This window comes from Pseudomonas sp. Irchel s3b5 (assembly GCF_900187435.1).
In the GTDB taxonomy this organism is placed as follows: domain Bacteria; phylum Pseudomonadota; class Gammaproteobacteria; order Pseudomonadales; family Pseudomonadaceae; genus Aquipseudomonas.
In genome coordinates, this window is record NZ_FYDY01000026.1 from 21,217 (window position 1) to 47,830 (window position 26,614).

24 protein-coding genes, 4 tRNA genes and 1 pseudogene are annotated in these 26,614 nt (G+C 58.0%); 19 read left to right on the top strand and 10 right to left on the bottom strand.

Translation table 11 applies throughout. The features are described from left to right. Window positions 1-921: 921 nt before the first annotated feature. Both CKW15_RS29155 and CKW15_RS29160 read left to right on the top strand, forming a co-directional pair. Window positions 922-1,149, top strand: a pseudogene (locus tag CKW15_RS29155) (HAMP domain-containing protein); the annotation flags it as partial. Beyond that, window positions 1,144-2,007, top strand: a complete 864-nt coding sequence (locus CKW15_RS29160; RefSeq protein WP_371856315.1) for a methyl-accepting chemotaxis protein — start codon at window positions 1,144-1,146, stop codon at window positions 2,005-2,007. The pseudogene CKW15_RS29155 and the gene CKW15_RS29160, both read left to right, overlap by 6 nt. Before the next feature lie 129 nt (window positions 2,008-2,136). Here CKW15_RS29160 and CKW15_RS22205 read toward each other — a convergent pair whose 3' ends face one another. Beyond that, window positions 2,137-2,895, bottom strand: coding sequence for a hypothetical protein (locus tag CKW15_RS22205; RefSeq protein ID WP_177408770.1), 759 nt, complete (start codon window positions 2,893-2,895; stop codon window positions 2,137-2,139). 385 nt (window positions 2,896-3,280) lie between these two features. Here CKW15_RS22205 and CKW15_RS22210 point away from each other — a divergent pair. From CKW15_RS22210 to CKW15_RS22225, 4 genes are all read left to right on the top strand, one after another. Next, window positions 3,281-3,356, top strand: a tRNA-Glu gene (locus tag CKW15_RS22210). A 2-nt stretch (window positions 3,357-3,358) separates the two neighbouring features. Beyond that, window positions 3,359-3,434, top strand: a tRNA-Gly gene (locus CKW15_RS22215). A gap of 104 nt (window positions 3,435-3,538) precedes the next feature. Next, window positions 3,539-3,614 (top strand) — tRNA-Glu (locus CKW15_RS22220). A 3-nt stretch (window positions 3,615-3,617) separates the two neighbouring features. Beyond that, a tRNA-Gly gene (locus CKW15_RS22225) sits at window positions 3,618-3,693 on the top strand. A gap of 57 nt (window positions 3,694-3,750) precedes the next feature. On the opposite strand, the gene CKW15_RS22230 is transcribed toward CKW15_RS22225, so the two are convergent. Beyond that, window positions 3,751-4,620, bottom strand: coding sequence for an AraC family transcriptional regulator (locus CKW15_RS22230; protein WP_095056576.1), 870 nt, complete (start codon window positions 4,618-4,620; stop codon window positions 3,751-3,753). 408 nt (window positions 4,621-5,028) lie between these two features. Here CKW15_RS22230 and CKW15_RS22235 point away from each other — a divergent pair, with 408 nt between their 5' ends. The 11 genes from CKW15_RS22235 (at window position 5,029) to CKW15_RS22285 (ending at window position 15,133) form a co-directional block, all read left to right on the top strand. After that, a complete protein-coding gene (locus CKW15_RS22235) occupies window positions 5,029-5,220 on the top strand; it encodes a Flp family type IVb pilin (RefSeq protein ID WP_095056577.1) in 192 nt (63 codons plus the stop codon). Window positions 5,221-5,416: 196 nt separating this feature from the next. Continuing rightward, window positions 5,417-5,944, top strand: a complete 528-nt coding sequence (locus CKW15_RS22240; protein ID WP_095056578.1) for a prepilin peptidase — start codon at window positions 5,417-5,419, stop codon at window positions 5,942-5,944. Between the two features lie 2 nt (window positions 5,945-5,946). Beyond that, window positions 5,947-7,275, top strand: coding sequence for an AAA family ATPase (locus tag CKW15_RS22245; protein WP_095152714.1), 1,329 nt, complete (start codon window positions 5,947-5,949; stop codon window positions 7,273-7,275). Window positions 7,276-7,290: 15 nt separating this feature from the next. Then, window positions 7,291-8,109 carry a Flp pilus assembly protein CpaB gene (cpaB, locus tag CKW15_RS22250; protein ID WP_095056580.1) on the top strand — a complete coding sequence of 273 codons (819 nt, stop codon included), beginning with the start codon at window positions 7,291-7,293 and terminating at the stop codon, window positions 8,107-8,109. A 75-nt stretch (window positions 8,110-8,184) separates the two neighbouring features. Then, window positions 8,185-9,516, top strand: coding sequence for a TadE/TadG family type IV pilus assembly protein (locus CKW15_RS22255; RefSeq protein ID WP_095056581.1), 1,332 nt, complete (start codon window positions 8,185-8,187; stop codon window positions 9,514-9,516). Window positions 9,517-9,524: 8 nt separating this feature from the next. After that, a complete protein-coding gene (locus CKW15_RS22260) occupies window positions 9,525-10,004 on the top strand; it encodes a TadE/TadG family type IV pilus assembly protein (RefSeq protein WP_095056582.1) in 480 nt (159 codons plus the stop codon). Further along, complete coding sequence (locus CKW15_RS22265) at window positions 10,004-10,498, top strand: TadE/TadG family type IV pilus assembly protein (protein ID WP_095056583.1); 495 nt, start codon at window positions 10,004-10,006, stop codon at window positions 10,496-10,498. The genes CKW15_RS22260 and CKW15_RS22265 overlap by 1 nt, the downstream gene beginning before the upstream one ends. Continuing rightward, the gene (locus CKW15_RS22270) at window positions 10,492-11,712 is read left to right on the top strand and encodes an AAA family ATPase (RefSeq protein ID WP_095056584.1); all 1,221 of its coding nucleotides are present in this window, start codon (window positions 10,492-10,494) and stop codon (window positions 11,710-11,712) included. Before CKW15_RS22265 ends, CKW15_RS22270 begins: the two co-directional genes overlap by 7 nt. Before the next feature lie 3 nt (window positions 11,713-11,715). Next, complete coding sequence (locus tag CKW15_RS22275; protein WP_095056585.1) at window positions 11,716-13,158, top strand: CpaF family protein; 1,443 nt, start codon at window positions 11,716-11,718, stop codon at window positions 13,156-13,158. Next, a complete protein-coding gene (locus tag CKW15_RS22280) occupies window positions 13,155-14,141 on the top strand; it encodes a type II secretion system F family protein (protein ID WP_095056586.1) in 987 nt (328 codons plus the stop codon). Before CKW15_RS22275 ends, CKW15_RS22280 begins: the two co-directional genes overlap by 4 nt. 29 nt (window positions 14,142-14,170) lie before the next feature. Then, window positions 14,171-15,133, top strand: a complete 963-nt coding sequence (locus CKW15_RS22285; RefSeq protein WP_095056587.1) for a type II secretion system F family protein — start codon at window positions 14,171-14,173, stop codon at window positions 15,131-15,133. Between the two features lie 199 nt (window positions 15,134-15,332). Here the strand turns inward: CKW15_RS22285 and CKW15_RS22290 are convergent, their stop codons facing one another. From CKW15_RS22290 to CKW15_RS22310, 4 genes are all read right to left on the bottom strand, one after another. After that, complete coding sequence (locus tag CKW15_RS22290) at window positions 15,333-15,602, bottom strand: DUF3613 domain-containing protein (RefSeq protein ID WP_095056588.1); 270 nt, start codon at window positions 15,600-15,602, stop codon at window positions 15,333-15,335. Window positions 15,603-15,620: 18 nt separating this feature from the next. Further along, window positions 15,621-16,334 (bottom strand): tetratricopeptide repeat protein, encoded by a 714-nt coding sequence (locus CKW15_RS22295; RefSeq protein WP_095056589.1) that lies wholly within the window; start codon window positions 16,332-16,334, stop codon window positions 15,621-15,623. Window positions 16,335-16,453: 119 nt separating this feature from the next. Beyond that, entirely contained in the window at window positions 16,454-17,677 is a 1,224-nt protein-coding gene (locus CKW15_RS22300; protein WP_095056590.1) for a type II and III secretion system protein family protein, read from the bottom strand. Between the two features lie 624 nt (window positions 17,678-18,301). Further along, entirely contained in the window at window positions 18,302-18,928 is a 627-nt protein-coding gene (locus CKW15_RS22310; RefSeq protein ID WP_095056592.1) for a hypothetical protein, read from the bottom strand. Between the two features lie 89 nt (window positions 18,929-19,017). Here CKW15_RS22310 and CKW15_RS22315 point away from each other — a divergent pair, with 89 nt between their 5' ends. Continuing rightward, entirely contained in the window at window positions 19,018-20,016 is a 999-nt protein-coding gene (locus tag CKW15_RS22315) for a LysR family transcriptional regulator (RefSeq protein ID WP_095056593.1), read from the top strand. A 55-nt stretch (window positions 20,017-20,071) separates the two neighbouring features. On the opposite strand, the gene CKW15_RS22320 is transcribed toward CKW15_RS22315, so the two are convergent. Together CKW15_RS22320 and CKW15_RS28535 are read right to left on the bottom strand one after the other, a co-directional pair. Continuing rightward, the gene (locus tag CKW15_RS22320; RefSeq protein ID WP_095152715.1) at window positions 20,072-22,195 is read right to left on the bottom strand and encodes a TonB-dependent siderophore receptor; all 2,124 of its coding nucleotides are present in this window, start codon (window positions 22,193-22,195) and stop codon (window positions 20,072-20,074) included. Further along, entirely contained in the window at window positions 22,102-22,389 is a 288-nt protein-coding gene (locus CKW15_RS28535) for a hypothetical protein (RefSeq protein WP_177408768.1), read from the bottom strand. The genes CKW15_RS22320 and CKW15_RS28535 overlap by 94 nt, the downstream gene beginning before the upstream one ends. Between CKW15_RS28535 and CKW15_RS22325 the strand changes: the two genes are divergently transcribed. Beyond that, a complete protein-coding gene (locus CKW15_RS22325) occupies window positions 22,388-23,494 on the top strand; it encodes an MFS transporter (protein ID WP_256583269.1) in 1,107 nt (368 codons plus the stop codon). The two genes, CKW15_RS28535 and CKW15_RS22325, sit on opposite strands and share 2 nt — an antisense overlap. Before the next feature lie 104 nt (window positions 23,495-23,598). Here the strand turns inward: CKW15_RS22325 and CKW15_RS22330 are convergent, their stop codons facing one another. Together CKW15_RS22330 and CKW15_RS22335 are read right to left on the bottom strand one after the other, a co-directional pair. Continuing rightward, window positions 23,599-24,006: a PA2817 family protein gene (locus tag CKW15_RS22330; RefSeq protein WP_053161955.1), complete on the bottom strand. Its 408-nt coding sequence runs from the start codon at window positions 24,004-24,006 to the stop codon at window positions 23,599-23,601. Window positions 24,007-24,080: 74 nt separating this feature from the next. After that, a complete protein-coding gene (locus CKW15_RS22335; protein WP_095056596.1) occupies window positions 24,081-26,528 on the bottom strand; it encodes an acyl-CoA dehydrogenase in 2,448 nt (815 codons plus the stop codon). Window positions 26,529-26,614 lie beyond the last annotated feature (86 nt).

Consider the following 26,614-nt stretch of genomic DNA (forward strand, 5'->3'; position numbering starts at 1 on the left):
TGAGAGTCTTCGTCCACAGACTATGGCAGGGGATCAAGTGCAATGAATTCGGCCGTGCAGGGACGTTTTGCCAACCTCGGTATGGCGAAGAAACTGGGTACAGGTTTTCTGCTTGTGCTGTTGTTGACCGCCTTGGTGGCAGGCATTGGGGTCTGGTCTCTGCAAACCATCAGCCAGCGCTTCGACGGGTTGAAACAGATGTCGTCGCTCAACAGTGGTTTGCTCAAGGTGCGGCTGCTGGAGCAGGAATATGCCTTGCACGCAAACCCGAAAACCGTCGATGCCTTGCACGAGGGCGTTGACGGTCTGATCGCCCTGGCCAATCAGCTCAAGTCTGAGTCTGCGGCCAACGTGCCGGTGATGAATGACGTCGAACAGTCCCTGGGTGCATACCGCAAGGCGTTTGACGAATTTGTCTCACTCAGTCAAGCCAAGGACCTTGCGCTGGAAATGGCCAGTTGGTCGGTCTCCAGTGTGGCCAACAATCTTGACGTGTTGCAGGCCGGGCTCGCCGATGATGGTGCCTATGCCTTGAAGGATTCCGAAGGCAAGGACGGTGCGCAATTCATCGAGCAAGCCAGTCAGGTCAGTCAGGTGTCGCGGTTGATGCTGCAGGCCATGAACGAAGCGCGCGTACGCCTGGACCAGAGCCGCAAGGGTGATGACAGCGCCGGGCAGGGCAAAATCGAACAGGCCAGTCAGGCGCTGATCCAGGCTGAGCAGCTCAAAACCATGGTCAAGGACGAAGGCTATCAGACCGTCCTTAACGAGGTGACGGGCCATATCGCCAGCTTCAGCGACAAACTTGCCGAGTACACCGGCCTGCTGGAGCAGGAAAAAACCGTCTACCAGCAACTGCACCAGCGCGCAGGTCAAGTGGTTGAACGGGTGGATCAGGCTTACGTGGCCGAAGACCGGTCGATGCAGGCCGAACTGGAAAAGAACTCGCTTCTGATCATCGGCTCTTCTGCGTTGGCATTGTTGGTCGGATTCATTGCCGCGTGGCTGATTACCCGCTTGATCGTGGCGCCGTTGCGCAGTGTGATCCACGTCGCACAGCAGATTGCTGCGGGGGATTTGAGTACGACGGTTGAGGTGACACGCCGTGACGAAATAGGCCAGTTGATGCAGGCGATGCAGCAAATGGGCGCAGGGCTCAGCCAGATCGTCAGCGGTTTGCAGTCAGGCATCGAGCAGTTGTCGACTTCCGCTCAATCACTGTCGGCGGTGACGGAGCAAACCAACCTCGAAGTCAGCAGCCAAAAGGAAGAAACCGAACAGGTTGCCACGGCGATGAATCAAATGACCGCCACCGTGCACGACGTCGCACGCAATGCGGAAGAGGCCGCCCGAGCCGCGCAGACAGCGGATGGCAAAGTTGAAAGCGGTCAGCAGGTGGTGCGTCAGAGCATGGCGCGGATCGAACAGTTGGCGGACTCTGCAACGTCGGCCAGTTCAAGTATCGAAAGCCTGAGTGCACAAATCCAGAACATCGGCGCGGTGTTGGGTGTAATCAAAAGCGTCGCCGAACAAACCAACCTGTTGGCGTTGAACGCGGCGATCGAGGCCGCCCGTGCCGGTGAGCAGGGCAGAGGGTTTGCGGTGGTGGCCGACGAAGTGCGTGCCCTGGCCAAGCGGACCCAGCAATCAACCGAGGAAATCGAGCGCTTGGTCAGCGCTTTGCGTTCGGCAGCGCAGTCGTCGGTGCAGCAGATTCAGAACAGTGGCGAGTTGGTGAAACTGGCGGTGAGCGATGCATTGCAGACCGAGAGTGCGCTGGGGAGCATCGCGGCGGCGGTGTCGTTGATCCAGCAGATGAACCAGCAGATTGCGGCGGCTGCCGAAGAGCAGAGCTCGGTGGCGGAGGAGATCAATCGCAGTGTTACCAGCATTCGCGCCAGTGCGGATCAATCATCGTTGGCGATGCAGGGGAACGCAGCGTCCAGTATTCAGTTGGCGCAGCTGGGCGTTGAGTTGAAGGGGATGGTGGGGCATTTCAGGCTTTAAGGCGTCCACTCCTGTAGGAGCGAGCGTGCTCGCGATGGTCGTTAACGATAACGCGTGTTTACTGGCTAAACGCAGCGTTCTTGAGTCCATCGCGAGCAAGCTCGCTCCTACACGTGTTGCACTCGATGATCAGTCGTAGATCACTTTCTTTTTCCAGTCCGCATCGGCTTCAACGTCTTTGAGGCCTTCAGTCAACTGGTTGACTTCGCCTTCTACCGGCGCGATGCGATCCATGACCTGATCGTTGGCGCGAACCAGGAGTTTTTCCAGGTACGCCAGCTGTTCGGCATAAACCTGTGGATCCTGCTGTTTGCGCAAGTACTGCACGCCGCGCTCGAATGCCAGGCGTGCCTGGCCGGGCTGATTTTGTTGCAGGGAATGCTGGCCGAGATTGTTGAAGAACTCGATGTGCAGCAGCACCAGGATGTGGCGCACTTCGCGGATCCAGCGCTTGGCTTCGTTGGGCGGCAGGAAGCCGTCCTGGGCGGCGCGGGTAATCTGGCCGTGCAACGCTTCCAGCAGAAAGCGCACGTCCTTGGCCTTGGCTTCGGTCTGGATAGGGGCTGGCGGGTTGTTGACCGGGATGGATTCACCTTGGCCGACCAGAGTCTCCAGTTCGGTAATCCGGGCCTTGAGGTTGGCGCTGGATTTTTCCAGATTGAGCAGGCGTTGGCAGACGTTCAGTTCCAGGCGAGTCACCAGCAGTTTAAGTGCAGGAGTCATCAACTGGCCGGGGAAGGTCTCGGTGATTTCGCCGCAGCGACGCAGGCGATCATTGAGTTCAACCTTGGTACGGGCCTTTTCCAGCTTGTTGTTTTCCACCACATGGTTCATGTAGCCAATGGCAATCAACAAAGCGATCCCGGCTACAACCAGCAGGGTGATCATGAGTGGTGTCACCGGTAAGACCTCTTATATAGGGTTTGCGTGCGAGTGTAGTGGCTGGGCATTTGAGCGCATAGGTCCGCACGACGGGTGAATCGGACAGGCTTGTGACTATATCGGCCGCAGTCTCGCTTCTATAAATGATGGCACCTGAGAAGCCGGTTGCCATCATTGAATGGACTATAGCCTCTTGATGGATGCCAGAATATAGGCGTCAAACGTCGGGCAGCCCAAAATCCTCGAAGGCGCCCAAAAGCAGGGCGAAGTCATTGATTTAAATAAATTTATATCTGGGGGTTGACGACTTCTCAATCCATCCATAGAATGCGCGCCACTTGCAGCGTAAAGCACACAGCGAAACGCGGCAGGGAGTGAATGTTGTACGTGTGTCCCCTTCGTCTAGTGGCCTAGGACACCGCCCTTTCACGGCGGTAACAGGGGTTCGAGTCCCCTAGGGGACGCCATTGCGGGAATAGCTCAGTTGGTAGAGCACGACCTTGCCAAGGTCGGGGTCGCGAGTTCGAGTCTCGTTTCCCGCTCCAATTTTAAACAGCGTTGCTTTCGGGCAGGGCTGAGTGAAACCAGAACCAAGTCTTCGGATGCGGCTCTGGGCACCGAAACACACACCATGTGTTCCGGGCAGCGTGTCCCCTTCGTCTAGTGGCCTAGGACACCGCCCTTTCACGGCGGTAACAGGGGTTCGAGTCCCCTAGGGGACGCCATTTGCGGGAATAGCTCAGTTGGTAGAGCACGACCTTGCCAAGGTCGGGGTCGCGAGTTCGAGTCTCGTTTCCCGCTCCATATTTAACGAAAACGCCGCTCATTGAGCGGCGTTTTTGTGTGCGCGTAAAAAACAAATCAATTGCTGAGGCTTTGCACCAGGCTTTCGAGCGCTTCCGTGGTTTTTTCATCCTGCATCAGTTGCGCATTGGCCGTCGCCCGGAGTTGACGTGCCAAGCGGTATTCGCTGGGCGTGCAGTTTGCGAACTGTTTGAAAGCACGAGCGAAGTAGGAAGGATCCTTGAAACCGGCCTCATAGCCGATGCTGGTGATAGGCATCTGGCTGTTGTCGAGCAGTTCTTTGGCGAAGTTCATGCGCTTGTTCAAGATGTAATCCGTGAAACCCAGTCCATTGGATTCCTTGAACAGGCGACTGAAGCGAAATGTCGTCATGCCGCAGCGCTGTGCCAGGTCCCGTTGATCGATGCTGTCTCGAAAATGCTGTTCGATGTACAGCATGACGCTGTTCAGCGCCTGGTGTTTTTGGTGCCCTGAGGTCAGCCGGATACTGTCCGGCAGGGTCGGGGAGTGGTCGATCTGTGATGTCTTGCCCAGGCCTTTGAAATTTCGGCGCAGCTCGCAGAGCTGCAGCACCGCCGACAGGTAGCGCTTCTTCTCGCTGTCCGAGAGCGGCAGCACCATGTATTCCCAGACGCTGGAACGCATGGCCCACACAGCCAGTTCCTCTGAATGTTGCACGGTAAACATGGTGATCGGGATGGTGGGGGTGGTGCGTTTGATCTCCAGCAATTGCCTCAACCCTGCGGTGTCGGGGCGATCAAAATGGATGCAGATCATGTCTGCGTGTTCCGCGATGGGTAACACGAAGTTTTTCGCCAATTTGCAGTCGCACGTACTGTCGAACTGCGTGAGGAGTTCTTGGGTGGACCGATCATGAGTCAGATCGAACCATAGTAACGAAGGCCTTCTGGTCAAATTGGACGTCATGTCTTTACTCTAGAGTTCTTAATGCCTCTCTTGAATACGGAGTATTGAGCAATGTGCTATCACGCTAAAGATTAAATCCTGATAAGTGATACGGTCTTTAGTTTCGTTCGTTCTATGTAATGCCTGTAAGGCGGTTCCGAGCGCGTTTTTGGTGATGTGTTGTTAACAAACCGCTGGTCGCTTGTGAATCAATGACAATTGCGTTCACGTTTCAATGCCTTGTTTATCCCCCGGTTCCCCCCCGTTACTCCTGCAAGGCCAATCCCCTCTGGTTGGTCACCCCGCAAAAAAATCCTAACGATGTGCAAAATCCTCCTAACGCCCATGCCTTGTCCCTGACTAGGGTTGCATCAGGCAGCGCAAAACGTACTGCCTCAGAAAAAACAACTTTCTAGTGAGGTGGGCAAAATGATCATGCAAACAATCAAGGCTTCGGTAGTGAAGTTCGTCAAAGACGAAGACGGCCTGACCATTGTGGAATACGCGGTGGCGGGTGGGTTGATTACAGCGCTTGTCGTTGGATTGTTCACGACCCTTGGAACGCAGGTTCAGACCAAAATGCAAGCGCTGTGCACCGGTCTCAAAGGTAGCGCTTGCTGACAACTCCCGCTGGGGGACGCGTCGATGTCCATGGGGCGGCCGGTTGCCACTATTTCTGATAGGGCGCCGGCACCTTTCTTAATGAACATTGCGTTGTTCCTGTCAATTTGTTTAGAGCGCGCAAATCCTGTGCCGCCCAAGGCCGCCAGATAGCGACATTGCGTGCTGACGATTAATACCTGAAGGGAGACATGCCATGTCTACGGAACTGGTATCGATGGTTTTACTGACAGGACTTTTGGGCGTGGCGGTGGTGAGCGATCTGCTTCACCACCGTATTCCCAACATACTTGTCCTGTTGGGCCTTGCCTTGGGATTGATCGGTCAAATGTATTCAGGTGGTCTCAGCGGATTGGGTGACAGTCTGCTGGGTATCTTGATCTGTTTTGCGCTGTTTCTGCCGATGTACGCCTTCGGTGGCATGGCGGCCGGTGACGTCAAGTTGATGGCCATGGTCGGCAGTTTTCTACCGGTCCATTACGCATTGTGGGCTGCAATGTTCAGCCTGATAGCCGGTGGTGTCTGCGGTGTTTTGATCGTGCTGGTTCGCGGTCAACTACGTCAGACCTTTGGGCGCTATTGGCTGATTTTAAGGGCTCAGGCTTATCTGGCGCCCACTTCAGACGAAGTAGCCGGCAAGCCTTTCCCCTATTCGATTGCAATCTTGATCGGCACTTTGAACAGCATCTACTGGCAACTCAATGTCAGTGGATTCGGAGGTTAGACATGCACGTCATCAACGATAGTGATGCCTACCCCAGCAATCGGAACGCGGTGCAACGCCTAGCCCCGCAGCCCTGCACTATCCGAGAAACCGGTCTGACCGACAGTTTTCTCGGTGAGTTGGTGTGCAAGCATTTGTTTGATGCCGGTGTACTGGACATGTCGCGGTTGGTGGACCGCCTGGCGTTGACCGGCGCGGTACTCGAGGAGGTCCTGGCGTTTTTGCGCAAGGATGGCCGTATTGAAGTGCTTGGTCAGGTGAGTCAAACGGGCGGGCAGTCATTGCGTTATGGCCTGACCGAACGCGGACGCAGTGCCGCCCGCGATGCCCTGTCTCGCAGTGGCTACATCGGCGCGGCACCCTTCCCGGTGAGTACCTACCGCTCCCTGATCAAGCTACAGACCATTCACCATGGTCGCATCAACGCCAACGATATGCGCAATGCCCTTGCTGGCGTGGTGCTCACGGAGGAGATGCTCGACCAGTTGGGTGTGGCGATGAACTCCGGGCGCGCAATCATGATTTATGGCCCCGCGGGTACCGGCAAGACCTATGTCAGCAGTCGGTTGATCCGCCTGTTCGCCGAGGCCATCTGGGTGCCTCATGCCATCGTCATCAACGAGTCGGTGATCGAGATCTATGACCCGCAGGTGCATCAGCGGCTCGATGACAACGCTCAGCAGAACAATCTGATGCTCAACGAAGGGATCGACCGTCGACTGCTGTGCTGCAAACGCCCGATCGTCATCACGGGCGGTGAGTTGACCATGGAGCAACTGGACGTTCGTTTTGACCCCTCCACCCGTCAATACCAGGCCGCCCTACAGCTCAAAGCGAGCAATGGCCTGTTCATCATTGACGACATGGGGCGCCAGCGCATGGCCCCCGCTGAGCTGTTGAATCGCTGGATCGTTCCGATGGAAGAGAAACGCGATTTCCTCAACCTGGGTGGCGGTCGGCATTGCGAGCTGCCGTTCGATCTGGTCCTGGTGTTTTCCACCAACCTCAATCCCCTGGAACTGGCCGATGAGGCCTTCCTTCGCCGGATTGGCTACAAGGTTCAGTTCGGTTACCTGAAGCCCGAGGAGTACGAAAAGATCTGGCGTCAGGAAAGCGAGCGGCTGGGCATTTCCTACGACCCGCTGCTGGTGCGTTATGTGCTGCAAAGGCTTTATGCAAATGAAGGCATGCCGCTGGTGCCCTGCCATCCCCGCGATCTCCTGAACATGGCGCTCGATCGTCAGCGTTATATGGGCGGTTCCGGATCACTGTCACCGAAAGAGTTGGAATGGGCCTGGAACAACTACTTCGTCCAGCTCAACTTTCTTTGATACGGAGATACTGACATGAGCTCTCGTACTCTTACCCTGATAGGCGTTTCTCTGGTCATGGGCCTTGGGGCAGCATGGATGGCCGACTCCTGGCTGAGCGCGCGGCTCAACGCCAGCCCGGATGACCACCTTCGAAGCGTGGTGGTCGCCACGGTGGAGATTCCCTTCGGGCAGATGGTCGAGGCCCACCAGGTCACGACCGTACGCATGCCGATGGATACGATCCCGAACGATGCCTTTGACTCAACCGAAAAAGCTGTGGGCAAGATCGCAACGTTCGACATTCTCAGTGGCGACATTGTGCGGGGGGCACGTCTGAGCGAGCACTTGGGGGGCAGCACCCTGGCCTCATTGATTGCCCCTGACAAACGCGCCATATCGGTACGAGTGGACGATGTGGTCGGCGTGGGTGGATTCCTGCTGCCGGGTAACCGGGTGGATGTACTGGCGACCAAAACCACGGGTGCCGGCAGTAACAGCGCGACCTCAAGGACGATCCTCGAGAATTTGCGTGTGTTGGCGGTAGACCAGACTGCTGGCACCGACAAAACCCAACCGGTGGTGGTGCGTGCAGTGACGCTTGAAATGTCGGTCGCTGAAGCTGAAGCCCTGGTCACGGCACAGACAGAAGGCAAGTTACAACTGGCACTGCGTAACCCCCTGAACCTTGAGAAAAAAGCTGACGTCATAGCGCCGGTTGCGCCGGTTGCGCCAGCCATTGCTATGGCCGCCGTCGAGGCGCCAAAACGCGTGATGCAGCGCAGCAATGGTGAGAGTGGCGGGGGCATTACTGTTATTCGCGGGGCCGAAGCCAATGTAGTCAAAATTCGCTGACAGAGCGCAACAGGTGCCCGGGCACCCCGGTATTGGCGGAGCCAGTCCGAATCCGTATCGGCAATCGAGGGCTTGATGATGAATCTTCGTATTCAGCGGCCGTTCACTTCGACGCCAAGGCGCCAGGAAGGATCGGTGAGTGTATTGATGGTGATCGCGTTGGTGGTGATGGCCATGATGGCTGCGTTGGCTTTGGACGGCGGGCATATGATGCTGAACAAAACGCGTCTGCAGAATGCGGTGGACGCCGCCGCCCTGAGTGGCGCCAAAACCTTGAGCCAAGTGACGGGTGGCATCAACAGTGCCAGCTCGACGCGTACCGCCTCGCTCAATACGCTGATTCAAAATGCCAATGCCACGGGCAACAGCGAATTGGCTACGGCGGTCGCCGGCAATGCAGGCGCATTTGCGGTAGTGGAACTGGCAAGTAGCGTTTATGGCCCGTTCTCCTATCCAGGGCCGACGGATGCCAAATACGTTCGGGTGTCGGTCCCGACTTATAACCTGAACGGTTTTTTCTGGAGCGTGGCTCAGCTATTTAACACCGACAGCCTAAGGACTAAAGCGGTGGCGGCGATTGCCACTGCGGGCCCCAGTCCGACCAGTCCGTGTGATCTCGCACCGTTGATGGTCTGTGGCGACCCGACTCAATACAACCCGAGTACAGGCATGTTCTGGGGCTTTCAATTTGGTGATTTGAAAGTATTGAAGACGGCGGCGGGCAATTCTTCGCCCATTGGTCCAGGCAATTTTCAGTTGCTCGATTTTGGCTCGGGCGGTAGCCAGGTCCGGGAGGATCTGGCTGGCGGTGGCAAGGTCTGTCGCGACGTGGGGCAAAGTGTTCAGACTTCACCCGGCAACATGGTCGGTCCTGCTTCTCAAGGTCTGAATACACGCTTCGGTATCTACAATGGCCCGGTCAGCGCTTCGGACTATCCGCCGGATCTGGTGACCACGTCCAGTAACCCCGCCATCACTGACGACGGCACAGGACCAAAGTACCAGGGGCAAGTCGTCACCTCGAACAATGGCTCTCTCTCGGCGGGCGGCAACGCGATACTGGACTACAACGACTGGCGTACGAGCGTTTCGACGTGTGTGGCAGGAGGCAGTGGTTGTGAGAGCAATGGGGTGTTCGAGCGCCGGATGCTAAAAATCGTAGTGGGCAACTGCGCCGGCAAGCAGGGCGGTTCAACCTCGATCCCCGTTCTCGGTTTTGGCTGCTATTTCGTGGTGCAGCCTATGAGTGGTGGCGGGGGGGACGCGGAGATTTTCGGTCAGTTCGTGAAGGAGTGCGAGGGCGACAACGTGGCCGGCCCTTCACCATCTACCGACTCCGGCCCGCAGATCATTCAGCTCTACAAAACCTATCTCAACGGCAGCGGCACTCCGAGCACTGACTCGTAGGAGGCGTCATGAGACTTCACGGATGTAAAAAGCGGCAGTGCCAGCAAGGCGTGGCTATGGTCGAGTTCACCTTGGTCCTGCCAGTGTTGCTGTTTCTGTTACTTGCCTTTGGTGAGTTCGGCCGCATGCTCTATCAATACAACGTGCTACTGCAAGCCAGTCGTGATGCCGATCGTTTCGTCTCCAGCCAAGCCTGGGACTCTACGCTTGGTGCGGTTTCTATGAGCAATGCACTACAGACCCAGACGAAAAACGTTGCGGTATATGGCGTACCTGCCAACACCGGGACCGCGGTGTTGGCAGGGCTGACAACTGACAGCGTGGTCGTCGCCGCAGTGGGTGCCGACCATGTGCGAGTCACCATCACTTATACATTCTGCCCGGTGATTGGGGGTGGCAATTGCGCCGGAGCGATTCCAGGATTTTTGGGTAGCCAGATTGCGCTGGGCTTTCCGCTGGTCGCCACTACCGTGATGAGGGCACTGTGATGAACAGAAAACATATGCGAGGCGTCTATGTCGTGGAATTCGCTGTCGTTGGTCTGCTGATGTTCACACTGTTGTTCGGCGTAGTGGAAATGGGTCGTCTGTATTTCACGGTCAATGCGTTGGATGAAGCCGTACGTCGTGGCACGCGCCTGGCTGCAGTGTGCAATATCAGCGATCCGGTGGTGTTGCGGCGGGCGATTTTCAACGCGGCGGACGATGCAGGCAATAGCCAGCTGATCGGTAATCTGGCCACCAGCCATCTGACGCTAAGTTATCTGGACGCAAACGGCGCGCAGGTGGCCAACCCCGCCGACACGAGTGGGGTCAACGGATTCCGTGCTATCCGCTACGTCCGGTTGAGTCTGCAAAATTTTGTTTTCAATCTGTTTATTCCCGGGTTCGGTGTGCCCATTACGCTGCCTACATTCAGGGCAACGTTGCCACGTGAAAGCCTCGGGCGTCATTCCGATTCCGGGGAGATCACGCCATGCTGAATACCAAGGAAAATCCACTCTCCACCTCCTCTGGCAAAGCCGGGCTACGGTTGCTGATCAGCAGTCGTGACGCCACGTCGTTGCGCGATCTGCAGAGCGTTTGCCAGCGCATGCCCAGCCTGGAGGTGAGCACTCGCCTGGTGAGCAATGGGCACGTCGACCCGCTCTACGGTCTTGACCGGATGCCCGATCTGTTGCTGTTGCGTGTCAGTCATCTGTGGCGCGAGGAGCTCGCGGCACTGTTGTTGCGCCCGGCCCATGAACGTCCGCCGATGTTGGTGTGCGGGCTGTTGAGCGAACAGGAGGGCATGCGTCTGGCGATGCAGGCTGGGGCCCGTGACGTGCTGCCGGAGCCTGTCGCCGAGACAGAACTGGTTGCCGCCTTGAATCGTCTGGTCACGGAGGTTCGGAACGGCACTGGGGCAGAAGGTAAATTGATCGCCGTGGTGGGCGCCAAGGGCGGCTCCGGTGGAACCTTGCTGGCCTGCAACCTGGCTCAGCAGCTCAGCATGAAGGGTGGCAGTACCCTGTTGCTGGATATGGACCTGCAATTTGGCAGCGTGACGCATTACCTGGATGTGGCGCAAACCCACAGCCATCTGGAAGTAATGCATCAAATCGATGGTATGGACAGCGTCGCGTTGCGGGGTTTTTGCAGCCACTTCAGTCCGACTTTGCATGTGTTGGGCGGCCGGGCCGGTGAGCTGTGCCTACCCCAGGATGCTCAACCCGAGCAGCTCGACACCCTGTTGCAGTTGGCACGCGCCAGCTATGACTGGGTGGTGATCGATCTGCCACGGCAAATCGACCACCTCACCGGTTCCGTGCTGGAGCAGGTGGATCGGGTGTACGTGGTGGTACAGCAAAGCGTCAGCCATCTGCGGGATGCCAGCTCCCTGGTGCGAATTCTTCGCGAAGACCTGGGCGTACGCGGGGATCAATTGCAGATAGTGGTCAACCGCTATGACAAGGCGGCAGCGATCAGTCTCAAAGATATCGGCGAGGCGTTGCGCTGCACGAATATTTCGAAATTACCCAACGACTTCAACCTGGTCAGCCAGAGTCAGAACACTGGCGTGCCGTTGGGGATACATGCGCCGAAAGCGGCGATCACCGTAGCGCTACGAACTGTCGCCGATGACCTGGTCGGCATCCAGATGGCTGCAAACAAAGGCTTGTTCAAACGCGCCTTCAACCGTTTTTTCGGGGGATGACCCATGATCAGCGACTTTCGTAACCGCTTGCGCAAACCGTCCGCTAAATCCGCCTCTTCGTCGTCTGGACAGCCGGGTGACGACCTGCCGGACCCGGTCGACGAAACAATGGCATGGGAGCGTTCAACGCCGGACATTCTTTACGAAACCAGAAGCCAGGTCACCCCGGTGGAGGCCGAGTGGCGAGAAAAGATCTACCAGCAATTGCTCAAAGTCATGGACCTGTCCTTGCTGGACTCCCTTGAACAAGCGGAGGCCGCGCGGCAGATTCGCGATATTTGCCAGCGCCTGCTCGATGAGCATTCGGCACCGGTGAGTACTGCCAGTCGCCAGTTGATCATCAAGCAGATCACCGACGAGGTGCTCGGTCTGGGGCCTCTGGAGCCGCTATTGGCTGATCACAGTGTGTCCGATATTTTGGTCAACCGGCATGACTCCGTGTATGTCGAGCGTTTCGGCAAACTGCAACGGACCGATGTGCGTTTTCGTGATGATCAGCACTTGCTGAACATCATCGACCGCATTGTCTCCAGCCTCGGGCGGCGTATTGACGAGTCCTCGCCGTTGGTGGATGCGCGACTCAAGGACGGTTCGCGGGTCAACGCGATCATCCCGCCGCTGGCCATCGACGGCCCGAGCATGTCGATCCGGCGCTTTGCTGTGGACCTGCTCAATACCGACAGCCTGATCCAGGTGGGGGCGTTGACCCCGGCCATTGCCCTGCTGCTCAAGGCGATTGTCCGTGGGCGCTTGAACGTGCTGATTTCCGGCGGTACCGGCAGCGGCAAGACCACCATGCTCAATGTGCTGTCCAGTTTCATCCCGCACAACGAACGGATCGTCACCATCGAAGACTCCGCCGAACTGCAGTTGCAGCAACCCCACGTAGTGCGCTTGGAAACCCGACCTTCGAATATCGAGGGGCGTGGCGAGGTGGGCCAGCGGGAGTTGGTGCGCAACAGCTTGCGGATGCGTCCGGACCGCATCGTGATTGGTGAAGTGCGCGGCGCCGAAGCGCTGGACATGTTGACTGCGATGAACACCGGCCACGACGGCTCGTTGACCACGATCCACGCCAACACCGCGCGCGATGCGTTGGGGCGGGTTGAGAACATGGTGTCGATGACCGGGGCGACCTTTCCGATCAAGGCCTTGCGCCAACAGATCGCTTCGGCCATCGGCGTGGTCATCCAGCTGGAGCGCCAGGAGGACGGCAAGCGCCGTCTGGTCAGCGTGCAGGAGATCAACGGCATGGAGGGCGAGATCATTACCATGACCGAAATCTTCTCCTTCGAGCGCCATGGTGTGGGCGAAAACGGCGAAGTACTCGGTGATTTCCGGCCCAGCGGCATGATCCCCGCTTTCCGCGATGTGCTGGCCAAGCGCGGTATCGAGTTGCCGCTTGCGATGTTCAGGCCTGAGTGGATGGAGGCTCGGCAATCATGAACCAGGTCCCAGGTGAATTCATTCTGATGTTCCTCGGCATGGTGTTTATTGCCGTCTTCCTTTTGTCCCAGGGCGTGGCAGTGCCGGTGTTTGGTGAGGCCGGCAAGATGCGCAAGCGCATTCGCGGCCGTTTGCATGTACTGGAGAAAGCCAACAATCAGTCCAGCATGCAGAGCGTGTTGCGACAGAAGTACCTGACGCGTTTGTCGCCATGGGAGGCCAGGCTTGAGCAGCTGCCCTTTATGGAATCATTGACGCAAATGATTGAACAGTCCGGGCACGAATACCGAGCCTACCGGGTATTGCTGCTCGGGCTGGTGCTGGGGGGGGTGGTGGGCATCTTGATCTGGACTGTTTCATCCGTCTGGTGGATGGCGCTGCTGGCGGGTTTCGCGGTCCTCTGGTTACCCCTACTGAAAATCTCTCGCGACCGTGCCAAGCGTTTTGCCGCGTTCGAGGAAGGCCTGCCGGATGCGCTGGATTCCATGTGCCGCGCTTTGCGCGCCGGGCACCCCTTCAATGAAACCCTGCGCCTGGTGGCCGAGGAGCACAGGGGGCCGGTTGCGCATGAGTTCGGCCTGACCTTCGCCGATATCAACTATGGCAACGATGTGCGCCGGGCCATGCTTGGCCTGTTGGAGCGCATGCCGAGCATGACGGTGATGATGCTGGTGACCTCGATCCTCATCCATCGCGAGACAGGCGGTAATTTGACGGAGGTGCTGGAGCGCCTAAGTCGGCTGATTCGCGGGCGCTTCCGTTTTCAGCGCAAAGTCAAAACCCTGTCGGCGGAGGGACGCATGTCGGCCTGGGTGCTGGTGGCGGTTCCCTTTGTGCTGGCGATCGTAATCTTGATCACCACGCCGAACTACATGCCTATGCTGATCAATGATCCTAACGGCCGCAAGATGATCATCGGTGCGTTCAGCGCCATGTTGATCGGGATTTTCTGGATTCGCAAAATCATCAGGATTCAGGTTTAAGCGTTCTTCGCTACCGAGAGGTACAGATCATGGATTTTTTACTTGGATTGTTCAGTCGGGTCACGGGGAACGAGGAGATGGCGCGCTTGTTGTTCCTGGGCGTGATCGGATTGAGTACGGTGCTCGCGGCGGGTGCCGTGATCTTGCTGATGCAGGGTCTTCAGGACCCCGTACAGCGTCGCCTCGCACTGATCAAACGTGGTCATTTAGGCAATACCGCAGGGCAAGAGGCCCCCAGTAACCTGCAATTGTTGCTGGAGCGGGTCGGCCAGCGCTTTGGCTCGGCCGAATCGGCTCAGACGTCCGCCACCCAGACCCTGTTGATGCATGCAGGATACCGCTCCTCGTCGGCGGTGCAGATCTACTGGGCGATACGCTTGATGTTGCCGCTGTTATTGATCGGCATTGCGCTGTTGCTGTTGCCGATGATTCCCAAAATTTCCCTGAACATGGGGTTGCTATTGGTATTCATGGTGACCGCTATCGGATGGTTGGTGCCGGCGCTGTATGTCGCCAAGCGCAAGCAGGTTCGACAAGCTCGGTTGCGTGCTGCGTTTCCGGATGCGCTGGATCTGATGGTGGTATGCGTGGAGTCGGGTCTGGCCCTACCCACGACCATTGAGCGAGTGGCTGAGGAGATGTCGGTCAGTCAGGTCGAACTGGCCGAAGAACTGGCCCTGGTTAATGCGCAAATCCGCGCAGGCATTTCCAGTACCGAGGCACTGAAGCAACTGGCCGTACGCACGGGTCTGGAAGACGTACAAGGGCTGGTCAGTCTGTTGGCGCAGAGCATCCGCTTTGGTACCAGCGTGGCCGATACCTTGCGTATCTACGCTGATGAATTCCGTGACCGACGTACCCAGGCCGCCGAAGAGATGGGGGCGAAAATCGGTACCAAACTGATATTTCCATTGATTTTCTGTCTATGGCCGAGCTTCTTTCTGGTCGCTATCGGCCCCGCCATGATCGGGATAATCAAAGCCTTCAGCTAAACAAGCAGAGTGGTTTGCTTCCGCACAGGTGGTTGTACTGCATTAAAACGGGGTGGAGCAGGGGGGCGGAGTGTATTCACTCCAATCGCCTGCTCCACTTTGTAGTTACTGGACTGTATTTTCCTGCATTCATGATTAAGCCTGGCTTTTTAGCCAGGCCATTCTGGATCACCAGAGACTGATCAACTATCGATAGGCGTCAGTCGCTGCTAGTGATCTGCCCCCCAGTATCCTGGTCATAAAACTCCGGAATCGGGTAGTTGAAACTGTTCAGCCAGCGCTGCATGGCCAGATCACGTTCGGTGGCCGAAGCGGTTTGCAGTTTAGGGGAGGCAACCACACCGCGAATCTGCAGCTGCAACCACTGTTCGGTGCCTTGTTGATAGGGCGAAGAGGGACCCGGTTCGATAGCCCAGGCACTGGTGGACAGACAAGCCGTGCAGACGATCAACAGACTTTTGGTATTCATCTCGACTCCTCGTACGTTTTACTTGTTTGCACTGGCAGAGGCATCAGCTACCTCAGCCCCATGATTGCCCTCGGAGGCCACCACTTTTGGGGCGGAGGTCTTGAGTCTTTCCGCGCGGGTTTGAGCCTCTGTGACTTGCTTGGGGCTCAAGTCGGCGCGGGTCACCAGTTCGGCCGCCGCCTTCCAGTTATTCTGGTAGATCAGCAGTGTCACCATATTGAGTGCCGCCAGGGTGTTTGCCTGCTTGAGCTCCATGGCGGTCATGAACTCAAAGCGTGCTTCAGGGATCCGGCGCTGATTGAGGTAAACGACGCCCAGGTCATTTCGCATCCGGTCGTCGGTGGGGGCCATCTTCACCGCGCGCTCAAGGTGAGCGGTAGCGGTGGCGTTGTCATTTCTGGCGGAGGCCAACTGGCCCAGTCCATGTTCCCCTTCGGCAGCGAGACAGGTGCCGAGCAGGCTTTGATACAACGGCGCCGCCTCGGTGTTACGTCCCATCAAGCGCAGCACCCGAGCCTTGCGCAGGCGAACCTGGACCAGGTCATCGGGCAAGCCTTCCAGATTCGCCAGGCTGGCATACAAACGGCCTTCGTTGGTCATGTTGTCGGCCAGGCTCAGGGCCAGTTCCTGATCAGAGCTGGGCTTGGCACAGGCAGCCGGTCGCGAAGACAGGCCATTGCTGGCACACCCGGCGAGCATCAAGGTCGCCGCTATTGCTATGACTGCTTTCATCGAAGGTCCAGTGGTGACAACACGTTGAACGCAGGGCCAATGGAAATAGCGTTGGCCCGGAAAACGTTCAACGTCACCGTTGGGAGTGTGTGTGAGGCACGTCTGGTTCAGGTATCGGTTCATTGCGAGAGCCCGCTGAGGCTGTCGAAGTCGCCGTTCTCCAGGAAGAACATGCGATAGAAGTTCGGATCGTAATTACGCAGCTGCTCGCCAGGCAATGACGGCAGTTGTGCATTGGCAGCCAGTGGCTGGACCAGATGCGGAGTGACGATCATCAACAGTTCGCGCTCTTCACGGTTGATGACGCTGTCGCGGAAAAACGCGCCCAGAATCGGGATATCGCCCAGCCCCGGAAACTTGTTCACCTGAGAGTCGTTGTGGCTGCTGATCAGGCCGCTGATGACGAAGCTTTCGCCGTCGGCAAGCGAGATGCTGGTATCGGTACGGCGCACGGTCAGGGCCGGGACAATCGTGCCGGCGATGCTCACTGCGTTGGTGAAGTCCAGCTCACTGACTTCCGGCGCGACTTTCAGCGCGATACGGTTTTTGCCGACGATGGTCGGGGTCAGGGTCAGGCGGATACCGAACTCCTTGTACTCGATGGACACGTTATCGCTGCCTGAACTGGGCACCGGAATCGGTACTTCACCGCCGGCCAGGAAGCTCGCACTCTGCCCGCTGAGCGCCACCAGGCTCGGTCGCGCCAGGGTGTAGGCGAAACCGCTGCCTTCCAGCGCGTTGATCGCCACCAGGGTGCTGCCGGTTGCAAACGTGAGGTTGAACATGTCGTTGCTCACCGGCAGCGACGGCGTGACGATGCCGCCAATGCTGGGCAAGGTTCTCGGCGAGCCGAACAGCCAGTTGCCCCGGACACCGAAAATCGAAGCGGAAGCTTCCTTGAGTTTGGTCCGGCTGACTTCAACGAAGCGGACATCGGTCTGCACCTGGCTCGGCAGCAGCGGGTCGTCGGAAGGCACCGATGGCACGCTGGTCAGCGCCGAGGTGGCCTTGCCCTTGACGAACACCATGCTTTGGCGCGGCGTTTTCGAGCAGGCGGTCCAGACCATCAGGCTGGTGGTCCCCGGCGCAATGCCCGTGAGGATGAAAGCGTTGCTGCCGCTGGGTTGCACGTCGGCAACTTTCGGGTCGCCCACCGCGAGTTGCGTGACGGCAACGGGGCTGCGCAGTTCATTTTGCAGTCCCTGACCGACCTCGTACGTCGTCGGCCAATTGTCCAGTTGCGAACAATTGGCCGGAGCGGCCTGAGCCGCATCCACGCTGAGGCCCATCCAGAACAGGCCATGGAAAATTCGCTTGAAAGCGGGCACGGTACGAAAGCTCATCAGGTACATCCTCACAGGATAGGCCGTCTTTAGGCAGACTTTTGTTCTCTGATCACTTCACGGGGATCGGACTATCCCCCCCAATGCGCCAGGTCACATTTCCATGGCCTTGGCGTTATTCCCTGCACGAGCGGGCGCAATTCGCTGATCTGGCTGGACAGCGAGCGACCTTTGCAAAAAAGGTATTTAGTGATCCGGTTACCTGAACTGCCCCCCAGAGCGATACTCGCGTTCCGGGACGGTTCTGTTCGTCGACATGGCGCCCCAGGAATGAAATCGGCAATGAAGGTACAACGCTGTAAAGCCCCTGCCAGGATCATCGTGAGGTAACTCCTTTTGCCAAGCCGCTACTGATCACTGAAGCTAACGTGGAAAATCGAGCCGTTATGACTTCTTATGGTTTGACGGTAGTTCAATCAAACCAAAGTGCCATGATCTGAAATAAAAAATCGTGAGGGCAAAGGCTGGGGTGAGACGCAGGTGAGAGGGGTGGGCACTGTGTGGTGGTCTGATGTCGATGGTTGCGCGCAAAAAAATGGCCCGACAGTCTGACTGAGCGGGCCATTTGCGTTCTGGGCAATGCTTGCATCGATAAAACCAGGCGTCCTCCCGAACGCCCTGCGCTCAGTCCACGTGGTAGTGGACGGATAACGTGCCTTTCTTTTGCGAAAGGCTGTTGATCGTGACCGCGCCCAGGTCTTTCAGGCTACGGACGTGGGTGCCGCCGCAACCGTAGGCGGGCAGTTCGCCGAAACCGATTTCCCGGGCACCATCGCGCAGGGACGTCAGGCGCGGCAAATCGTGGGAAATCCATTGCTTGATTCCCTGCTGGACCGCTTGGGCATCGACTTCCTGGGCCGAGTTACCGGGCTTGAACTGAACGCGGCCTTCACCTGGCCAGTGATGCGCCTTGACCGGCATCCAGCCCATGGCTTGTACAAAATGGCCGATCAGATGCCCGGCCGAATGCATGCGTGTGTTGAACCGACGACGCGGCTCATCGACCCGGATGACGGTCATGCCGAGTCGTACCGGCAGGTCGACGAAATGAATGATCCGCTCGGGATCCTGAACGACTCGTAATACCTGGCTTTCGCCGATCCAGCCCGTGTCGTGAGGTTGTCCACCGCCCTGGGGGTGGAACAGGGTGGCACGCAGGACCACGGCGAACTCGTTTTCACAGGGGGTGCATTCCAGGACTTCCACGTTGGCCTTGAGCTCATCACTATGGAAAAAAAGGCGCAGCGTCATATTTCAGGCTCAATTGAATTTCTATTTTTTATTATAGGAAGCCTGCATATGCGTGATAATCCGGCCAATCATCAAAGGACTGTTGCGCTGTGAGCATAAATCTTCCGTTGCCACTGCTGGGCGAAATGGCGATTTTCGTCAAGGTTGTCGAGACGGGCAGCTTCTCCGAAGCGGCACGTCAGTTGGGCTCTTCACCCTCGGCGGTCAGTCGCAGTATTTCCCGGCTGGAGAAAGCGCTTGCCACGCGCCTGCTGCAACGAACCACGCGCAAGTTGCGTCTGAGCGATGGGGGCGACGAGGTATTCAAGCGCTGCCAGGAGATGGTCAGCGCCGCTCGGGCCGTGATGGAAATCAGCGGCCAGTTCACCGATGAGCCCGAGGGGCTTGTGCGCCTCAGCGTGCCAAAAGCGGTGGGTCGCATCGTGATCCACCCGCATATGCCGGAGTTTCTGCGCCGTTATCCCAAAGTGGATGTGGAACTGTTGCTGGAGGATCGCCAGGTGGACCTGATCGACGATCATGTCGATCTGGCGATTCGTATCACTGATCGACCGCCAGTAGGGTTGGTGGGGCGACAGTTGCTGACCATCGACCATCTGCTCTGCGCGACACCGCAATATCTGGCCGAGCACGGTACGCCGACGCACCCCCATGACCTGCTCAATCACAGTTGCATTTACCTGGGCGAAACCCCGAGCGATGCGCGCTGGAAATTCAAGAAAGGCAGCAAGTCTGTCTCCGTCGGTGTGCGCGGCCGATATGCCGCCAACCACACGGGCGTACGCTTTGGCGCGGTACTGCAACACATCGGTATTGGCAGCCTGCCGTACTTCACGGCGCGCCGTGCCCTGGAGAAAGGCTTGATGGTGCAAGTGCTGCCGGACTGGACCTTTTTGGCGTCCTATCACGGCGGCGCCTGGTTGCTGCATTCGCCAACCCGATATTTGCCGCCGAAGCTTAGGGTGTTGATTGATTATTTGGTGGAGTGCCTGGAGCAGGAACCGACACTGGCCAAGCCCGGCAAGTCGAGCAGTCTGAATATCGCGGTATCGGAGTATGAGTTGCCCGAGAGTGATGGCTTGTTTTGAAGGCATAAAAAGCCCGGCAGTGCCACACTGCCGGGCTGTCTTCGCAGGCTCGTATTCAGAACCGGTAGTTGGTGCTCAGCTCCAGCGTCCGCGGTGCACCCGGCGTGATCAGATCCACCGAACCATGCGCCGAGGCGTAATAGTCTTTGTCGAAAACGTTGCGCAGACGCAGGGCCATGTCCCATGTTGGCTGGTTGTACAACAACGCGGCGTCCACGGTTGTATAAGCTGGCATGACCACATTGTTATCCAGCGCGGTGTAGCGATCATCGACATAGTTGGCGCCCATGCCCAAACGCCAGGTTTGTGTCAGTGAACGTACCAGCCACAGGTTCGCGCTGTGGCGAGGCGTCAACGTAGGTACCTGGCCTTCGTTGGGGACACCGTTGGTGCGGCTGTTGGATTTGGTGATCTCGGCGTCCAGAAAGGCGTAACCGGCATAGACCTGCCATTTGTCACTCAACTCTCCGCTGGCGGTCAGCTCTAGACCATCGGTGCGCTGCTCGCCCGCAAGCACCAGTTTCGTCGGGTTCGCCGGGTCGCTGGTTTTCATGTTGGTGCGTTCCAGGCGGAACAGCGCCGCCGTCAACGCCAGGCGATTGTCGAGCAGGTCCCACTTGCCGCCGATCTCGACGTTGGTGGTTTCCTCGGGCTCAAGATCCTGGTTCGTCGTACTCAGGGCGAACATCTCGGCGGAGGGTTGGTAGGAACGGCTCACCGAGACGTAATAGGACTGCACTTGATCAGGTTGATAGACCAGGCCGACCCGCGGGCTCCAGGTCGTATCGGTGCGGGACAGCTTGTTGTGCGTCAGGTCATCGGCGTATTCCTGGTCGAACACGTCATAACGCACACCCAGCAGAGCCTTCCACTGTGGTGCCAGTTCGATCATGTCCTGTATGTAGAATCCGGCGGTGTCCTGGGTATTGGTGCCCTTGGCGGTTTGCCGGTTGGCCTGAAACGGCACGTCGACCAGGCCATCGCGGTACACCGGCACCCTGGCCACATCGGATTGGCTGAATACGTTCTGGTCCTTCACCTGGCGCCCCAGCTCGACGCCATAAAGCAGGTTATGGTTCATCCCCGCGAGCATGGCGCGCTGTTTGAGTTCGGTCTGGTTGAACCAGCCGTCTTCTTTGCGCTGCACGTTGCCGCGGTTGAGTTTCACCAGCAGCTCACCATTGGCAGCGGTGACGAAGCGTGTCGGGCTGGAGTCGGCGAGTGTGTTGTTGCGATCCAGGTCGTAGTGGTAGTAGCGACTGGTATTGCTCAGGCTGAAGTCGTCGTTGATACGGTAATCAACTCCGGCCGTGAACGAGAACACTTCGCTGCGTGAGTAGTCGTCATCGGGATCCGCGGCACCGAAGCGCTTGTCACGATCCACATCGACCGGGCGATCGCCTCGCGCCGGGATGCCGAAGTCGATCAAGCGCTTGTCGTACAGATAGCTGGCGCCCAGGTTCAGTTCCAGATCATCCGAGAGCTTGAAGTAAGCCGAAGGCGCGATGGCCTTGCGGTCGATGTAGCCGTCATCCCGGAAGGTGTCGCTGTTCTCTAGCGCACCTGTGACACGAAAGGCTTTATCGCCATGCTGCTGATCGGCCCAACCGGCATCGAACTGAGTGCGTTTTTCGCCCTCGCTGTCGACGCTGACGCCAACGTCCTGCTTGGGTGCGAAGTTGGGTTTCTTGCTGATGCTGTTGATCAGGCCACCCGAAGAGCCACGGCCATAGAGCACCGCCGCCGGCCCCTTGATCACTTCCACCCGCTCAACGTTGGATAGATCGCGGAAATACAACGCATCGTCGCGAATGCCGTCGATGTACATGTCGCCAATGGCGTTGAAACCACGGATGGTGACCTGGTCACGTTGGCCGTCACCGTTGGACATGCCGATACCGGGGACATTCTTCAGGACGTCCTCCATCGATTTCGCCCCCTGATCCTTGATGACGCTTTGGGGGACCACGTTGACGGTTTGCGGGATATCACGCAGAGGGGCATCGATCTTCAGCGCGCTCCTGCTCTCGGTCGACATGTAGCTCTGCTCGCTGAACTCACTGTTCACAGCGGTTGTCGGCAGGGTTAAAGCAGTTTCCGTTTCTGCCTGTAAATCAGGTACAACCAGAACACCCAGCAACGACAGAGAGGCTGGGTAAATGCGCGATCGAGCCACCATGAACACCTTTTGTATGAATTATCGCGCAGATGATAAGCATTATCTTTTGTAAGTAAATACATATCATTCCTGTCTGTGTGTTTGACACGAATCAAAACGAGCAAGGAAGTAGAGATGGAAGCGCCTGCTGCCAAATCACGCCGCACAGCCATCCCGCGCACGGTCTGGGTGCTGGGATTCGTCAGTTTGTTCATGGATCTGTCGTCCGAACTGGTACACAGTCTGCTGCCGGTGTTTCTGGTGGGAACGCTGGGCGTGAGCATGCTGACCGTTGGCTTGATTGAGGGGGTTGCAGAGGCAACCGCGCTGATCGTCAAAGTCTTTTCCGGGGCGATCAGCGACTTCATGGGGCGCCGTAAAAGCCTGCTGTTGCTCGGCTACGGATTGGCGGCGCTCACCAAACCGTTGTTTCCCCTGGCAGCCTCGGCAGAACTGGTGTTTACCGCGCGCATTTTGGATCGGATCGGCAAGGGGATTCGAGGGGCGCCGCGCGATGCGCTGGTCGCGGATGTGGCACCGCCAGAAATCCGCGGTGCCTGTTTTGGGCTGCGGCAGTCAATGGATACAGTGGGGGCTTTCCTAGGTCCCATCCTGGCGATTCTGCTGATGCTTTGGTTCGCCAATGATATTTCACGTGTGCTGTGGTTTGCCGTGATCCCGGCGTTTTTGGCGGTAGGTTTTCTCATGGCGGGCGTGAGTGAGCCAACGCATGAGAGCAGGCCGCATCACTTTCGCTCACCCATTCGTTTCAACTCACTCCAGCAATTTTCGAAGGCCTACTGGTGGGTTGTCGGGATCGGCGCGGTCTTCACCCTGGCGCGCTTCAGCGAGGCGTTTCTGGTGTTGCGTGCGCAGCAATTGGGATTCTCCAACACCTGGGTACCTCTGGTGATGATGGTAATGGCGGGGTTCTACATGCTGTCTGCCTATCCTGTGGGCAAGTTGTCCGATCGCATCAGTCGCACAGCGTTGTTGAGTGTCGGGTTGCTGTTATTGATTGTGGCAGACATGGTATTGGCTTATGCCGATTCCGTGACCATGGTGCTGTTGGGCGTGGCCCTATGGGGCCTGCACATGGGCTTCAGCCAAGGTCTGTTGGCGGCGTTGATAGCCGACACCACGCCAGCCGATCTCAAAGGCACAGCGTTTGGCCTGTTCAACCTCGTCAGCGGCATTGCCTTGCTGCTAGCCAGCGTGGTGGCCGGCTGGCTCTGGCAAACCTATGGTGCGGCGATGACTTTCTATACCGGTGCAGGGTTTTCGACGGTGGCGCTGTTACTGCTGCTGATTCGACGGTGAGCCCGGCTACACAAAAAATGAATGGCCGATCCTGCATCCGGAGCCGGCACCCACAAAAAAGGCCAACGCTTCTGCGTTGGCCTTTTGCGTTACGGACGCCAGGATCAGTGTTTGCTGTCCTGGTTCGACAATGCCAGCAGTTGTTTCTCCTGGTTCCAGTCGAACGGCTCGTCATTCTGTTCGGCTTCGAAGCGACGTTCTTCCAGTGCTTGATACAGGTCGATTTCTTCATCGGCCAAGTAGTGCAGGCAGTCACCGGCGAAATACCACAGCAGATCCCGTGGAATCAGGTGGGCGATTTGCGGATAACGGGAAATGACTTGAGTCAGGATGTCCTGGCCCAGGTATTGGCTTTCGATCGGATCGATCGGCAGTGACGCCAGCAGTTCGTCGAAGCGCTCCAGGAACAAGGCATGGCTTTCTTCGGGAACCTGCTCGGCCTCACCTACGGCGACCAGAATGCTGCGCAAGTGGTCGAGTAAAACGAGATGATCGGCAACGATGTTGGACACGAGATAAGTCCTCAAGAGCAAAACGGGCGCCGGAGTATAAAGCTCCAGCGCCCGTTTTTACATGCCCGGGTGGATCAGCGGACTTTGCCGTCGGCCAGCGCCAGTTCTTCTTTATCGAAATCGTCGACATCGATCACTTTGCGCCGTGCTGCTTCTGCCTCTCGCAGGGTTTGTGCTTCCACCGGTTGCAACACACCAGCCTCCAGCGCGGCGTCGATGACATGTTCCCCGGCAGCCGGTTTGACCTGACCGCTTTTGAGCGCGACATGCAGTTTTTTCTGCAACGGCTGAGCCGCGTTCAACAGGTCGCAGGCATGTTGCAGGGCACCGACCGCATCGTCACTCGACTGTGGGCGATAGCAACCCAGGAGCAACTCCTCCAGCGCCGGGTCGCCCTTGGCGCGGCCGATGATTGCAGCCACTTCGGCACCGAGCTTGTCCGACGGTCCTTTGTGCCGCCGACCGAGCGGGAACACGATGACGCGCAACAGGCCGCCCACGACTTTGTTCGGGAAGTTGCTCAACAGTTCGTCCATGGCCCGTTCGGCCTGGCCCAGGCTTTCTTCCATGGCCCAGGTCACCAGCGGCGTCATGTAATCCGGTGCATCGAGGTCGTGATAACGCTTGAGCGCGGCGGATGCCAGGTAAAGATTGCTCAGGATGTCACCGAGCCGTGCGGAGAGGCGTTCGCGGCGTTTCAGTGCGCCGCCCAGCAACATCATGCTGAGGTCGGCGAGCAAGGCAAAAGCCGCGGCCTGACGATTGAGGGCGCGGAAATAACCCTGGCTGAGCTTGTCGCCGGGTGTGTGCTCCAAGTGTCCAAAACCGAGGTTCAGCACCAGCGTGCTGGCGGCGTTACTCACGGCAAACCCGATGTGCTGGAGCAGCAGTTCGTCGAACTCCTTGAGGGCTTGATCCTTGTCTTCACGGCCGGCGAGGGCCATTTCCTTGAGCACGAAGGGATGGCAGCGAATCGCGCCTTGCCCGAAGATCATCAGGTTGCGCGAAAGAATGTTTGCGCCCTCGACGGTGATGAAAATGGGCGCGCCGCTCCATTTGCGCGCGAGGTAATTGTTAGGTCCCTCGATGATCGCCTTGCCGCCGTGCACGTCCATGGCATCGCTGATGCAATCACGGGCGCGTTCGGTGAGGTGGTACTTGAGAATGGCCGACAGGACTGACGGCTTCTCACCCAGATCCACCGCGTTGGCGGTCAGCATGCGGGCGGCGTCCATCATCCAGGCGTTGCCGCCGATGCGGGCCATGGCTTCCTGAATGCCTTCGAACGCGGCAATCGGGACGTTGAACTGTTCGCGAATCTGCGCGTACTGGCCCGTCACCAGACTGGTGAACTTGGCCATGCCGGAACCCACCGCCGGCAAGGAAATCGAGCGCCCGACCGACAGGCAATTCATCAGCATCATCCAGCCCTTGCCGAGCATTTCCTGGCCACCGATGAGGAACTCCAACGGTACGAACACATCCTTGCCCGCATTCGGACCGTTCATGAAGGCTGCGCCCAGAGGCAGGTGGCGGCGACCGATATCGACGCCGGGAAGATCGGTCGGAATCAGCGCCAGGCTGATGCCCAGGTCTTCCTTGTCGCCCAACAGATGATCCGGGTCGTAGGCCTTGAATGCCAGGCCGAGGAGGGTGGCCACCGGTCCGAGGGTGATGTAGCGCTTTTCCCAGTTCAGGCGCAGGCCCAGGGTTTCCTGGCCTTCCCACTCACCTTTGCAGATTACGCCGGTGTCGGGCATGCCACCGGCGTCGGAGCCGGCCAATGGGCCGGTGAGGGCGAAGCACGGAATGTCGTCGCCGCGAGCCAGGCGGGGCAGGTAATGGTTGCGTTGTTCGTCGGTGCCGTAATGCAGCAACAGTTCGGCCGGACCGAGGGAGTTGGGGACCATCACGGTGGAGGCGAGGTCGCCGCTGTGGCTGGCCAGTTTCATTGCGACTTGCGAGTGGGCGTAGGCCGAGAAACCCTTGCCGCCAAATTCCTTGGGAATGATCAGGGCGAAAAAGCCGTTGTCCTTGATAAAGGCCCAGGCTTCGGCCGGAAGGTCCATGGTCTGGCCCAGCTCCCAGTCACTGACCATGGCGCACAGCTCTTCGGTCGGGCCGTCGATGAAGGCCTGTTCTTCTTCGCTCAATTGCGCCTTGGGATAGGAGAGCAAGGTGTTCCAGTCCGGGCGACCGCTGAACAACTCGCCATCCCACCACACCGTACCGGCATCGATGGCGTCGCGTTCGGTTTGCGACATCGGTGGCAGGGTTTTCTGGAACCAGTTGAACATCGGCGCGCTGAAAAATTTACGGCGCAGGTCAGGCAGCAACAACGGCGCAGCGACTGCCGCAATCAATACCCAGAAAATCAATAGCAGCCAGCCCGGTGCGCGACTGAAGGCTCCCATGGCCACGATATAGACAGCCACGATGCCCAGGGCAGGCAGCGGCGAAATGCGGCGGTGAGCTAAATAAGCAATTCCGACAACCAGAACCAGTATCCACAACAGCAGCATATTTAATCCTCCGTGAACCCAGGGCGAACCAACCCTCAGAGCTTAGACGGCATCCGAAAAACCGGTTGGTCGCGGCATGCGACTGA